The organism is Blautia sp. TM10-2, from assembly GCF_003480845.1.
GTDB lineage: Bacteria > Bacillota > Clostridia > Lachnospirales > Lachnospiraceae > Fusicatenibacter > Fusicatenibacter saccharivorans.
Genome location: NZ_QUJZ01000002.1, coordinates 192,280 through 204,291, shown reverse-complemented (window position 1 = coordinate 204,291; position 12,012 = coordinate 192,280). Strand labels below are relative to the sequence as shown.

The window sequence follows — 12,012 nt, the reverse complement described above, 5'->3', positions numbered from 1 at the left end:
CGGAGGAGCCGATGACACAGGCGTTTAGGTTCCGGGCATTGGCGGGTATCTTCGGACGGGTGTTCATGGTAAGGAACTCCGTCCCGGTCAGAATGACATTGTTCTGAAATTTAGGGTCAACAAACGGCTTTATATCCTCCTTTGTTCCAAAGCGGGCGGTGCCGTACTCCGCATCCCGCCGGAATTTTTTCGCCTGCCTGATCTTTGACTGTATCAGCAGATACATCCCAGCCGCACCGGCAAGGCCCACCAGCAGGTCAATACCTCCCAGCCCCGGCCAGTAGGTTTCAAAGGCTTTGGGGAAGGTATCAAGCATCCCCATGAGCTTTGTCCCGAAGTCTGTGCCGGGAGCGATCCGGTAGGCCGTCCCGATTTTGGAGAAAAACCAGAACACAAAGAGGTACGGCAGGTTTGGGAGCACATATTTTCTGATCTTGTCACTCAACGTCCGTCCTTCACCGCCTCTCTGGTCCGCTGCTTTTCCTTTGCCTGCGTCCTGATTTGCTCCGTGAATTTCCGAAGCTGACCGAGGATGGAAGCCTTGTCCTGCTCTTTGTTCAGCACCTTTGCGCTGTACTTCTGGAAGGCCGCCGTGATAGCGTCCGCCTGATTGGCTTTGAAAAACAGCAGGTAATGACCGGGGCTCACTTTATGGAAAGCGTAGTCCACATGGAACTCCTTCGCGATCCGGTCAAAATCCTTTGGAGCTCCCACATAGGGCATGGCACTTTTGCCGCCATAGTGGTTCATCAGCTTTTTCACGCTCTGGCGTCCCTGCGGGGTCAGCGCCTTCCGGTGGTGCTTTTGCAGCGCCCGCGCTACCTTCCCAAGAGCGGCAGCCAGCACTTTTCCTGTGAGCTTCGTTGTCCTGATCGAAAGGGCAACCGTTTTTTGGTTTACTTCTTCCTGCATAAAACCTCCTTTCCGTCGGGGTTCCCGCTATCCGGGAGGCCCCCGTACAATCTCGGGGAACAGAAAACCTCGGGCCAATGTGGCCCAAGGCTTACCGCTCGGCATCCCTGCCGGACGGAGCTTTCTTTTCCGGCTCCGTCTGGACTTTTTCGCCCTGTTCCCGCATGGTTTGCAAGATAGAGGGCTTCTTTTGAAGCTGGGAGGGCTTTTCGCCGGACAGCGGCTTGATACATTCCAAGCGGTCAGCCGCCCGGATGGCGTTGTCCGTGAGCTGCCTCTGCCATGCGCCCACGCTGGGAGCCCAGCGGAAACCGTTGCTTTTCAGCTCGGCCCGGGTGTCCGCGTCAGGCTTTCCGTCAAAGAACACCTGCAAGCGGTTGTCCTCCCGGTTCATTTCCACACGGCCCCCATCGAACTCCCAGCCGGAAAATTCCTGCTGTGCCTGTTTGGAAAGCTGTTCGATACGGGCCTTTACCCGGCGGATCTCCGCATTGTTGTTGGTAAGCTGGTAACTTTCAAAGGGCCTCGGGTCGCTCCGCCAGCTTAACGCCATGCTTGCTTTCAGCTTTTCAATCTGGTCCGGCGACAGCAGCGCACAGCCGTCCAGCTTGCCCTGCTTGCGGTAATAGGCGTTGACCTCCTTCATAATGAGCTGGGAGCGTTCCAGCCCGTCCAGCTTCTTCTGGAGCTTTTCAATCGCTGCCGGGTCATCGGCGCTGATCCCGCCCATGCCGGTGCTGCGTATCTTATCCAGCAGCCCTTGAATATACTGCCATTCCTCCATGTTGCTGTCCCGGGCCCGGTTCTGTTTTTCTTTCTTTCCCACCGGGAAATTGGCAGGTCCGGCGATCATCATAGAGGGAACCCTTGCGTCAATGGCAAAGCCCTGGTTCATGTTTTCGGCCAGCTTGCGGGCGTAGGCGTCTAACAGATGGTCGATCTTCTCATGGTACATGGGGTCCACCCGGGATTTCTGCTTTTCCGCTATGGCGGCGGCCTTGTCCACCATTGCCCGGTATTCCGCCGTTGCGCTCCCTTCCTTGTAGTCGGAAAAGCTGTTCATTTCTTTTGCCCGGCGGGCGGCCCCTTCATTGATAGGGTAATAGTTGATGGTATGCACCTCCTTCATGCTTCGGGCCATGCTGGCCCGAAGTCCTACCGTTCTTCATGGGAAGGCCCCGCCTTGTCCTTTTTCGGAGCGGGCGGGGCTTCTTGAAACCGTTTGAGTGCAGCGAGAATGGAGTGGACAGGCTCGGCCTTTTCAGGATAGGCAAATATCCGGTGTTCCGGCGGAATGTCCTGCGGCCCGTGGTAATACTCCTTGAAGCCCTCCGGGACTGCCGAGACATACCCACCGGGAGCGAATATGCCGCCCTCGTTGATACGCACATCCCGCCCGTATGCCTCATAATCGAAGTAGTTCTGAATGTGCTCCGGTATGTCGATGGTCCCAAGCTCGTCGGCGTAAAGACGGCCCAGCCCTTCATCATCGGAAATATCCGGGTAAAAGCGGTAAAGGTCAAGGTTCTGCGTCAGGTTTATCAAATCCTTCACGCTCCTTGTGTGGTTTCCCAAGACAAGAGCGGCTTCAAAGGTTTCCAGTCCGCCCTTATCCCGTACTTCCAGCAGGGCGTGGCCCAGCTCGTTCAGCTCGTCGATGTTCTCACATTCGTAGAGATGATCGTAGAGCCCCAGCACATCACTGTCAAAGCTGGTAAAGAACACTTCGCTGTACCGTTTTCCGTCTATCCCGATTTTGGCAAGGGCGGCCTGCAACTCCTGTGTCGTCATGGGGAAATGTACCGTTGTCCCTACCTCGATCCCCATCAAGGGGTACAGGGCTGTATTGGTTATATAGGCTTCAAACATGGGCTTATTCCTCCTTTCCGGCCCTGCCAGCCAGCACCTCATAGATCCCGGCCATAATGTAATCGGCGCAAGGGAGGGCAATCGCATTTCCCAGCGCCTTGTAGCGTTGCAGAGGCCGGATCTCCATGCCGTCCGCCCCGTACTTTGTCCAGCCCTCCGGCAGCCCCATCAGCCGTTCGCTTTCCGTTTCCGTCAGAAAACGGATGCAGCCGCCCTCCGGGTCGCCCTCATACCAGAAGGCAAAGGGCGTTACATCACTGGCTAAAAGAGTGGGAAAAGGGTCAGTTGGTAATCCGAAGCTGTTTCGGAAGGCCGTTTCTTCCTGCCTTTTTGCCGCTCCCCGCATACGGAAGCACTGAAAGGGGTGGATGACTGGTATCTGCCGCCCTGTTTCAAAAGAAGCTGTTCGATCTCCTTCGGCGGCGGCCCACCCGCCCTCTCCGCAAGGCGGAGGAAGTGGGAGCATTGGACGGGGCTTAAATAGTATGTCTGCGGCACGTCTGCCTCCAAAATCCGCCACGACGAAAATCCGCTGCCTTCGTGCCAGCCTTCGGGAGCCTGCCCAATACTGGGCGTCCATGAGCCGCCAGCACACATCAGGCGTTCCCCCTCGCACCATTCCGGCGTTTCCCCATCTTCCCGAAGGAGGCATTGGAACTTCGGTGTCCGAGAAGGCGGATAGGACGGCTCTAAAGTCCATCCGGTCATTTGTAGAAAACGCTCCCATGACGTTTTCCCAAACAGCGATAGCTGGATATAGGTTATCAGTAGCATCCCTCATTTCCTGTATGATACGAAACGCCTGATAGAACAGGCTTGATTTTGCCCCGGCAAGGCCGGAGCGGTTGCCGATCAGAGAAAGGTTCTGACAGGGAGAGCCGAAGGTTATCACATGGACCGGCGGGATTTTCCCGCCGTCCACCTTCGTAATATCTCCCAAATGCGCCATATCGGGAAAGTGCCTTTTGGTTATGGAGATGGGCGCTTTTTCAATCTCGCTGGCCCATACCGGACGGATACCACACCGGGAAGCAGCCAGAGGGAACACGCCGATCCCGTCAAAAAGGCTCCCCAGCTTAATGTCCGGCATAGCCCGGGGTGCCGTGTCCCTTCACGGCAAGCACCCCTTCCAGCGTTGTCGCCGCAATGCCCAGCCGTCCGGCAACCGCAATATCGTTTTTCACATCCTCGTCCACAGCGCTGCCGCAGACGATCAGGGTGTGGGAGCGCCGCAGCATATCCCGGCGCATATCGATCCCGGCCTTATGTTCCTCGGGAACGCTGTCATTTAAAAACAGCGGCAGATACAAGAGTGGGCAGATCGGGGAAAAGCCCGCCTCATAAGCAAGGCGGCAGTAGTGGGCCGCCAGCTCCATATCAATATCCGGCTCACCGCTCCATGCGGCGGTCAGGTATGCTAAAGGTCGTTTCATTGGTTGAGCCTCCATTTCTGTTTTGGTTTAGGGAAAAGCAAGGTATCGCCCAACCCCTCCGCCCCTTCCCCCGGGAAGGGGAACGGCTCTGGAGAATTTATATCCCCGTCGCTTGACCGGGAAAAAGCATAACCGGGAGAAATCCGTCAAGGGTGCCTCCGGCACCGCCTGCGGCGGCGCTGCCCTTGACTGATTTTCCCGGCTATGCTACGGAATAACTGGCGACGGGGAATAATTTATATCTCCAGAGCTTCGGGGCGCGGGGCAGAGCCCCGCAATCCTCGGGCCATGCTGACCCGAAGTTTGGGCTTACTTTTCCTGTTCGGTTTTCTTCTCCGGCTTTTCGTGTTCCTTCTGCTGACCCTTCCAGTCGTCCAGCAGCTTGATGATCTGGTCCTTCATTTCCCTCGGCGTAGTTTCCTTGCCGAAATACTTGCTCAGTTCCGCACCTGTCAAAATCACTTTGTCTACCTCCTTTTTGTCCTCCATCATAATGCCGTCGATCACATCCCCATTGAGCAGCTTCTTTTCGTCCAACTCACGCATACGCTTTGCCTGCGCCTGTGAAGGCGAGGACTGCTGGCTGTCAATGGCGACGGCGATATAGTTCTGGTTCTTCTTGCCGATATAGGAAAGCTCCACCGCCGTAGTAAAGCCCAGCTTTTTTTCATCCATCAGCTTCATCAGGTCTGGAACCAGCTCATTCAGCCGGATATACCGCTGCACCTGTTTGACGGCCATCTTATTGCGCTCGGCCACGATCTCGTTGGAGCGTTTGCCAGCGTCCTTCGGGTCAATTTGGCCCGAAGTGCGGGAGCCCTGGTGCTTGATAGCCTCAAGCTGCATTTTTAAGGCTTTGGCCCGCTCACTGGGTAGGATTTCTTCACGCTGGTTGAGATTGTCCTCGACCATCTGGGTGATGGCTTCATCGTCTGTCAGGTTTCGGACGATACAGGGCATATCCGCATATCCGGCAAGCTCACTGGCTTTCTGGCGGCGGTGGCCGGACACGATCTCATAGCCGCCATCCTCACGGGGACGGACGATAGCGGGCTGGGTAACGCCCTTGTCCTTGACGCTGGACACCATAGCCCGCATTTCTTCATCATCCCGAACCTCAAAGGGATGGTTCTTGAAGGCGTGGAGTTCATTCAGCTTGATATAGACGATCTGCTCCTTGCCCCGGCGTGGTGCATCCTGCGGCTTTTCAGGTTTCTTCGGAGTGGGAGCGGTCTGCACCGTTGGAGCCGTTTTTTTCTCCGGCTCCTTTTTGACCGTCTTTTCCGGTTTCTGTGCGGGGGCTTTGGACTTCGGGGCTGCGGCCTTGTCCTTATCTGCTTTCGGGGGACGGCCCCGGCGCTTCGGCTGTTCCGGCTCTTTGGGTTTTTCATCTGCTTTTTTCGGAGTCTCCGGCTGCTTTTCCGGTTTCTCCACTTTTGCCGGGTCAGGCTTTTCCCCGCTGGGAGCTGCCGCCCGTTCCTCGACTTTCTTTTCCTTCATAATTTCAGCGAAGTTATAGACAGAAACCTGTGGGTTCTTTACCTCCGGTTCCGTCTTTTTTTCCGGCTCCGGGGAAACGGAAACCTTCTCCGGCTCTTTTGGGGGAGCGGGAGGCGTTTCCTTGCCCGGCCCGCTATCCGTTACCGGCTGTTCCGGCGTTTTTGTGGTTTTATCATCTGCCATAAGCATTTACCTCCTGTTTTTTGGCATGAAAAAAGGGGCTCAACTTTTCAGTCAAGCCCCCGTGGGAAGTTCCTCCTTTCTCCGCCATGATACAAAAATACCGCCCGTAGTCTCGTTTGGGCGGTACTTTGTGTAAGATTGGCAGTCCATTATTAAGTTTTTTATTATGTTCCCTTTGTACACCGTTGCAACAGTTCGATAATGAATAAACATTAATTCAGAAGTCTTTTTTAAGCTTTGGTTGACATTCAGATAACATTCCAATGTATCAACCAGCTCTCCATTTTTCTGAATATCGTACTGGCGAAGTTTATTCAATGACTCCGGTATAAACGCTTGCAACTGATTTATATCTTTCATCTTTTCCAGTATCTGATAAAAGAATCCTACCTTTGTACTATCTATAACTGACTTATCCTCGTCTCCGATTATTCGTCTAATAACTTTAATATATTTAAGCGCAATTTTAGAAGATTTAAAAGACTCCTTCAATTCATGGTATCCTGTGACAGTTTTACCTATACCAATCAGAAAATCTATTTCAACTCCCCTATTAACTAGAAATTCTTGTATCGTTTTCTGCAGTTTCTCCAGTTTTTTACGAAATTCCAATCCGGTTTCCCGTTCCGTTTCTCTGTGAATATATACAATCTGGTTGGTTTGCAAAAAAATAGGCTCCCTCGGTAAATAACGTATAATTTCGTTTTCGACCAATTCTGTTTCTTTTATCTGGGCATTGGTAAATTTTTCCATATTCTTTATTGCATCCATACGGAAAGTGACAACCCGATATATCTCTGCATCATTAAGACCAAGCATACCTGCAACTTCATTTTCTTCATCATTTGACAGCGAACCATTCAGCATACGATATTCCAAATCTCTTAGATGTCGTTTTTCAAGATTCTCTTCTAATACATGTCTGATCAAACTAAACTGTAATGTAATGATAATATTCTCTAACGCGATAAAATCTAATTCCCTCAATGGTTCATTCTGTTCTGAAACAACAAAATACATTTCCTGTCTTTCAAATATATTGAGCTTCTTAATATATTCAATATAGTTAGTATTTTTTCTTTTTTGACACAAATATTGATATCTGGTTATAATTCCAGACTTATATTCCGCAATATTTTTTTCAATTCTAAAATCCTGTGTTTCCGAATTACTTGAAAAAAGACAGGTTCCATCTGCGTTATATAAACCGACCGGATTCCCGAGCATGGTACTGATCAAGAAAAATATTCTCTCTATAGATTCCCTTGAATCTATCACGTTCAGTAAAATATTACTTAAATTATCATGTGTCATCTTAAAATATTTCAGTTTTGCAGTTTCAATATCACACAACTGAAGTAGTATATGCTTAATAATCCCCCAAAAATACAAATCCTCAGAAATTTCTATCACGGGCAAATGATGTTCCTGCGAAAATTCCATTAAAATATCAAACAGTCTTTTCAGGTGTTCAGTTCTCTGACAGCACTTTACTATAAATCCACTTATCTGCTTTTTATCCAATTCTTTTAAATGATGCAAAAAAACATCTTCCTCTGTGGCTTCATAGGCTCGCATACTTGTCAGGAGCAGCTCACCCCCCCCCCAGGAATTTTTCCATATCTGGCACTTCAATGATTCGGACTCCTTTAATTTCACGACCAATTCCAGAATCATCACTTATCAGTTGCATTTCCGAGAAATTGTTTGATTCAAGCAAGTCCTTTACTGTATACCCCATTTGTATTCCCTTCCTTTTACAATTGATTTGATTTATCTTTATTTTGCCTTATTATGTTATGCTATATCTATTTTAATATATTGGTGGAGTTATTTCTATAATTGTTTTTCATATTCTCTAGTTTGTTTTCTTAGCTATTCTGATAACTCATCGGCATCTGGTTTTATAATCTCCGAGACCTTTATGCCCTTTAGTAGATTGTCATAAGTTTGCTGCACATCCAGCAATATTTTATGTACTTTACAATGCTCTGTTGCATTTCTGGAACAAAACCCATCCTCTTCTAAACAACGATTTAATTTCATGGTTACTTCCGTGGAGGATATTATGTCAAACAGAGAAATATCTTCTGTTTTTTTCACAAGTGAATACCCACCTTTTATTCCTTCGCAAGCTGTAATTATATTCGCTTCTTTTAATTTTTTTGTGATCTTTGGAATATAGCTTTCTGGAATCTTTAATTCGTAAGCTAACTCAGACGCAGTGATTACTTCACCACGACAAGCCAGATAATATACTATTCTGATCGCATAATCCGTTGTAATTTTTAATTGCATAATTGCTCCTCTCCAAAACAGGAAAAATCCCGAATTATTATCCTTGCGCTTCATCTTTTATCGCCTCAAGTCTAATAAATTCGGGATATTGTATAACCTTTCATTTCCATATCTGTGCCTGATGCTTCAACTACTACATTTAAGGATAAAAAACATATAGAAAGAATCAAAATCCAAGAACATAAAATTTTTATGTATTTTTTCCATATATTATGCCTCATCTTGTGATTCTCCCTTATTTCTTTTCTGTTTTTTATGGATTAAAACACTTAGACAAATCAGTGAACCAAACAGCAATAAGAAATATCCCATAACAGGACTGTCATCTCCAGTCTTTACGCTATTGGTTTTTCCTAATCCATCCGAATAGGACGGACCAGATGGTTGTGACGGGTTTGAGGGCTGTGTTAGATTCGGCTTTTCTTCTCCCATATAACTGTTTTTAAAAGAGATCGCTTCTATTTTCTCCCCCTTCTCATTTGCTACAATTGTGACAACTTTTAACTGATTCGATTCATTATAGTAAGCCTCGACAGTCACATAGTACCTGTTTTGATCATATTTATAATCATCCTTTTTTTCTGTCGTCTGATAAATGTTATAATGATACTGTCCTGCTGTTTTTACATTCAGTATAATCTCTGTTGCTGCATTCTTTTCCATTGTCCAGGAATACTGCATATTGCGGCTTCCGGCTGGCATTGGTGCGTCGCTTTGATCGGTTGTCATAATATAAGAAAATTCATCTGCAATGCCTTCCACTTCACTGTCAAAGATCTGTCTCACCGGAATTTTCACTACAGTACAGTTATCAGATGCAAACGCTGATATCTGCATGCTCAGAAAAAGGAGCATAGTCACCAATATGACAGCTGTTTTCTTTAAATCAAGAATTTTCATGTTTTTTCTTTCCCTTCTTCTTTAATTTTCTATCTATCAGCAATAGAACGATAATTAGCAAAAGTATCCAGTAGATAACCGGCACCTGAATCATCTTTTCTTTCAATTTATCAATTCCAGTTCCCAGATTCTTGGCTTTCTCTTTCTCAGGATAGACCTGATCCGTAAGCCTTCCTACTAATATATTTCTTCCATTTGTCATGTCTGAGGTACATGTTATCAGAAGAACCAAATGGTCATTTTCAGTAAGTTCAATGTTTCTTTTATGTAAAGCATTGTCCGATATTTCCTGCAGATACGCCTGTTTTGCTGCCGGTTCCTCTGAACTGACACTGAACAGCCGCTCATTATAAGCATCTGCCTGAATCAATGCATAAAATTCAATTCCATGATCTTTTCCATCAAAAAAAAGATTTCCGTATGGATGTTCGTCAAAATACTCCTTATCTGCGAATAGCCCCACATCTCCAAACATCATGTGTTTTTCCATATGGTGTCCATAAATCATATTGTTAAAATCGGAAAAATCCGGTTTGTTTGCACAGTGCAAAAATATGGAACCACTTAAAGAATATTTGCCTTCGGCATCCGTATTCATATAAGTATCATCATCTTCTGCCTGAAGCAGCGGATAATTAACGTTTGTTTCATTTATTCGAATCCAGCCAATAATATCCGGATTGATTTTCTGCAATTCTTCAAAAGATTTCGTATGTTTTTCTGTTGGAATATAGGCTTCGTAGTTCTTCGCATCAGCCGCCTGATATACCTGATTGGAATCCCATAACATATAGCATGACAGGAACATTACCATAAGAATCAGCAATAACGCTATAAAATTCACCATATGATCGACTATTTTGACTAAAAACTTTGCTGCTTTTTTCATATGAAATATTCCTGAAGTTTCCTTTCTTATTGCAAAAGGGAATGCGACGGAGTATCGCCGCACGCATTCCCTTTGTTGTTACTTTTATGATTTTATGTAATTATTTCTGTACTTTTTTGCGTTTGAAAGCAACGAATCCAAACAGTGCTACAGCACAAAGAGCAACCATCAGAACGTATGGAAGAGTGTTCATGATAATACCGGTTGTTGGTACGTTGTTGAATCTGTTGGTTACGTCAACAGTGTTCTTTTTCTGTCCAAGTTTATAACCAGTTGCAGCTTTGTCATCCCATACTTTAATCTCATCATTAAATTTTGTTGCAGCAACAGCTGTTTTGTTTTCATTATTAATTACAACAGCAGCACTTCCTTTGTAGTTTGCTTTTGCAGCCTCAGTTACGGTAATCTTTGTTCCTACTGGAAGCTTTGTGAACTTCATATTCTTACCAGCTTCCAGTGTAAATTTGTGAGTAGTGCCCTTTTCAAGAGTAATTTTTTTACCATTTGCATTTACACCACCGAGGGTATTCTCGTTTGTTCCTGCTGGGAAAGTAAACTCTGCTGTGAAGCTAAATGTGTCATTTGTTGCAGGTTGAGTTGTATTACCTGTCGTCACGTTCTTTTCAACCTTTTTAGATACATTTAAGGAACCAAGGTTGTCATAATCTGCATCAGGATCAGTACCCGGATTTGATGGATCTGTACCTGTACCAGCTTCCTGAACATAAGTGTTTTCGAATTTAAATCCGTTATCTTCTCCATTACCAATATCTACTTTTACAGGACTTGTTTCAGCGGTACCCTGGTCATTCTTAATTTTGTTAACAATGATATTGGAAATCTCATAGCCTCCAGCTGTTGTATTGGAAACATATACATCCATAAGATACTCTGCTTTGGACATGAGCATTTTTTCTTTCTCACCCGTATCGTCAAGACCCAATGAGTTTCCTATTTCTGTTACTTTGTAACTATACTTACCAGCTTCACTATATTCAGGAAATGTTACAGCCCATCTTCTAGTTAAAGTACCTGTTTTATCACTTGTTGTAAATTTAGCATCGTCAATTGTTACATCTGCTTTAGTCTCTACTAAGTTATCAACATCTCCTCCGTTTTTCTGCTGTTCTGCTTTAAATGTAAAGTTAACGTTCTTTTCTACTTCAGTGTTAAAAACCTTTGTAATATACGCTTCCTTTGTCGGTGTGCTTGCCCCTTCTGCAAATACCGGCATTGCCAGTCCCATTGTCATAGCACCTGCTGCGACAATAGCGAGCATTTTCTTAGTGAATTTTTTCATGCTCATTTTAGTTCCTCCCTTGTGAATTCTTTTGTTTTTTATTTGATTAACAGAGCAGGTAATTAAATTCCCCTGCTCCGAATAATCGCAATGACTTTTCCCTTGACATCTTTTATATCAATACAACCATAGATTCGGCTGTCCGATGCCTGTGGTCTGTTATCTCCAAGTATAAATACTTGGCCGCTCCCGACTGTGACCGGGAAATCCACTCCATCTTTGAATTGGGTGGTATCAAAGTAAATGTCCTGAGATATCTGTTCTGCACCATTTATCTTCAGTCCGCTTTTTGTAATGTCAACGGTGTCTCCTGCTACTGCCACAACACGTCCGGTCGTGGTTCTGCCATCAGCTTCAAACACTGCAACATCACCGGAGATAAACCTTTTATCCAATCGGTAATACATGACCAGATCACCGTCTTTGATTGCCGGTTTCATGGAGACATCATTTATTCTTACAATTCCATAGAGAAATGTAAAAATAAGAAATACTGCTAAGATAATAAATGCAATCTTCAATAACAACTGAACAATATCCTGTGCTACAGATGTTTCCTGTATTATATTGTTGTTTTTATTTGACCGTTCAGTTTCGTTCTTCATCCTATCCTTCCATAAAAATGGATGCCCATAACCCTTCTAGGGGATTTATTTGTTTTAGGTCAACTCAGACATCCACGGTACTAGTTTGTACCCTTTATTATAGTGGTTTATTTTTTTATTCCA

General features: G+C 45.9%; 13 protein-coding genes and 1 pseudogene. All 14 read right to left on the bottom strand.

All coding sequences use genetic code 11. The features are described from left to right. A pseudogene (locus DXD92_RS18880) lies at positions 1-445 on the bottom strand (VirD4-like conjugal transfer protein, CD1115 family); the annotation flags it as partial. Continuing rightward, on the bottom strand, positions 442-912 hold the full coding sequence (locus DXD92_RS03000; protein WP_015567070.1) for a PcfB family protein: 471 nt from the start codon (positions 910-912) through the stop codon (positions 442-444). The pseudogene DXD92_RS18880 and the gene DXD92_RS03000, both read right to left, overlap by 4 nt. A gap of 91 nt (positions 913-1,003) precedes the next feature. Beyond that, a complete protein-coding gene (locus DXD92_RS02995; RefSeq protein WP_118640021.1) occupies positions 1,004-2,053 on the bottom strand; it encodes a hypothetical protein in 1,050 nt (349 codons plus the stop codon). Between the two features lie 14 nt (positions 2,054-2,067). Next, positions 2,068-2,781, bottom strand: a complete 714-nt coding sequence (locus DXD92_RS02990; protein ID WP_118640020.1) for an antirestriction protein ArdA — start codon at positions 2,779-2,781, stop codon at positions 2,068-2,070. 4 nt (positions 2,782-2,785) lie between these two features. Continuing rightward, on the bottom strand, positions 2,786-3,871 hold the full coding sequence (locus DXD92_RS02985) for a DNA cytosine methyltransferase (protein WP_117854411.1): 1,086 nt from the start codon (positions 3,869-3,871) through the stop codon (positions 2,786-2,788). Continuing rightward, positions 3,858-4,214 carry a DUF7768 domain-containing protein gene (locus DXD92_RS02980; RefSeq protein WP_199696567.1) on the bottom strand — a complete coding sequence of 119 codons (357 nt, stop codon included), beginning with the start codon at positions 4,212-4,214 and terminating at the stop codon, positions 3,858-3,860. Before DXD92_RS02980 ends, DXD92_RS02985 begins: the two co-directional genes overlap by 14 nt. Before the next feature lie 309 nt (positions 4,215-4,523). Beyond that, positions 4,524-5,897 carry a ParB/RepB/Spo0J family partition protein gene (locus DXD92_RS02975; RefSeq protein ID WP_330427561.1) on the bottom strand — a complete coding sequence of 458 codons (1,374 nt, stop codon included), beginning with the start codon at positions 5,895-5,897 and terminating at the stop codon, positions 4,524-4,526. A gap of 51 nt (positions 5,898-5,948) precedes the next feature. After that, entirely contained in the window at positions 5,949-7,532 is a 1,584-nt protein-coding gene (locus DXD92_RS18875) for a helix-turn-helix domain-containing protein (RefSeq protein WP_243104822.1), read from the bottom strand. Continuing rightward, a complete protein-coding gene (locus DXD92_RS18870) occupies positions 7,492-7,638 on the bottom strand; it encodes a PucR family transcriptional regulator ligand-binding domain-containing protein (RefSeq protein ID WP_243104821.1) in 147 nt (48 codons plus the stop codon). The genes DXD92_RS18875 and DXD92_RS18870 overlap by 41 nt, the downstream gene beginning before the upstream one ends. Positions 7,639-7,772: 134 nt before the next feature. After that, positions 7,773-8,249 (bottom strand): RrF2 family transcriptional regulator, encoded by a 477-nt coding sequence (locus tag DXD92_RS02960; protein ID WP_082424891.1) that lies wholly within the window; start codon positions 8,247-8,249, stop codon positions 7,773-7,775. Positions 8,250-8,405: 156 nt separating this feature from the next. Beyond that, positions 8,406-9,095, bottom strand: coding sequence for a Spy0128 family protein (locus DXD92_RS02955; protein WP_055227179.1), 690 nt, complete (start codon positions 9,093-9,095; stop codon positions 8,406-8,408). Beyond that, positions 9,082-9,984, bottom strand: a complete 903-nt coding sequence (gene srtB, locus DXD92_RS02950) for a class B sortase (RefSeq protein ID WP_199671264.1) — start codon at positions 9,982-9,984, stop codon at positions 9,082-9,084. Before srtB ends, DXD92_RS02955 begins: the two co-directional genes overlap by 14 nt. 100 nt (positions 9,985-10,084) lie before the next feature. Then, positions 10,085-11,290, bottom strand: a complete 1,206-nt coding sequence (locus tag DXD92_RS02945) for a DUF7601 domain-containing protein (protein ID WP_118640017.1) — start codon at positions 11,288-11,290, stop codon at positions 10,085-10,087. Between the two features lie 56 nt (positions 11,291-11,346). Next, positions 11,347-11,889: a signal peptidase I gene (gene lepB / locus DXD92_RS02940; protein WP_118640016.1), complete on the bottom strand. Its 543-nt coding sequence runs from the start codon at positions 11,887-11,889 to the stop codon at positions 11,347-11,349. Positions 11,890-12,012 lie beyond the last annotated feature (123 nt).

What these genes read in the sequence shown, in the direction of transcription:
- DXD92_RS02975 (WP_330427561.1), bottom strand. Translation starts at nt 5,897, where the DNA reads ATGGCAGATGATAAAACCACAAAAACGCCGGAACAGCCGGTAACGGAT.
- DXD92_RS03000 (WP_015567070.1), bottom strand. Translation starts at nt 912, where the DNA reads ATGCAGGAAGAAGTAAACCAAAAAACGGTTGCCCTTTCGATCAGGACA.
- DXD92_RS02995 (WP_118640021.1), bottom strand. Translation starts at nt 2,053, where the DNA reads ATGGCCCGAAGCATGAAGGAGGTGCATACCATCAACTATTACCCTATC.
- DXD92_RS02980 (WP_199696567.1), bottom strand. Translation starts at nt 4,214, where the DNA reads ATGAAACGACCTTTAGCATACCTGACCGCCGCATGGAGCGGTGAGCCG.
- DXD92_RS02960 (WP_082424891.1), bottom strand. Translation starts at nt 8,249, where the DNA reads ATGAAGCGCAAGGATAATAATTCGGGATTTTTCCTGTTTTGGAGAGGA.
- DXD92_RS18870 (WP_243104821.1), bottom strand. Translation starts at nt 7,638, where the DNA reads ATGGGGTATACAGTAAAGGACTTGCTTGAATCAAACAATTTCTCGGAA.
- DXD92_RS02955 (WP_055227179.1), bottom strand. Translation starts at nt 9,095, where the DNA reads ATGAAAATTCTTGATTTAAAGAAAACAGCTGTCATATTGGTGACTATG.
- srtB (WP_199671264.1), bottom strand. Translation starts at nt 9,984, where the DNA reads ATGAAAAAAGCAGCAAAGTTTTTAGTCAAAATAGTCGATCATATGGTG.
- DXD92_RS02990 (WP_118640020.1), bottom strand. Translation starts at nt 2,781, where the DNA reads ATGTTTGAAGCCTATATAACCAATACAGCCCTGTACCCCTTGATGGGG.
- lepB (WP_118640016.1), bottom strand. Translation starts at nt 11,889, where the DNA reads ATGAAGAACGAAACTGAACGGTCAAATAAAAACAACAATATAATACAG.
- DXD92_RS02945 (WP_118640017.1), bottom strand. Translation starts at nt 11,290, where the DNA reads ATGAGCATGAAAAAATTCACTAAGAAAATGCTCGCTATTGTCGCAGCA.
- DXD92_RS02985 (WP_117854411.1), bottom strand. Translation starts at nt 3,871, where the DNA reads ATGCCGGACATTAAGCTGGGGAGCCTTTTTGACGGGATCGGCGTGTTC.